Below are 292 nucleotides of genomic sequence, written 5' to 3' on the forward strand. Positions count from 1 at the left end.
AGAGGCTTTAAAACAACGCACAAATGAGTTAACACAGACTCTAGGAGATTTAAAGCCTCTTCTCTAACATAGATTTGAGATAGCATTTCGTTGTATTCATCAACTAGATCTCCAATTTCATCGTTACCTTGTTTATGCACTCGTAGTTTATAATTTCCTTCTCGCGAACTTTCTTTAGTAGCTTTCGTTACATTCAATATAGGTTCTGAAAGAACTTTTTGCAACCATGTAGCACGTATATAGTTAACTAAAAGTAAGCAAACCAATAAATTAGCCATTTTAACTAAGTAGT

1 protein-coding gene is annotated in these 292 nt (G+C 33.2%); it reads right to left on the bottom strand.

Going from position 1 to position 292, the window contains the following annotated elements; all coding sequences use genetic code 11:
* Positions 1–278: HAMP domain-containing protein (locus V6246_RS18300; RefSeq protein ID WP_341561879.1), on the bottom strand; the 278-nt coding region annotated here is incomplete at its 3' end.
* Positions 279–292 lie beyond the last annotated feature (14 nt).

Source organism: Algibacter sp. TI.3.09, assembly GCF_038154905.1.
Classification (GTDB): Bacteria; Bacteroidota; Bacteroidia; order Flavobacteriales; family Flavobacteriaceae; genus Algibacter.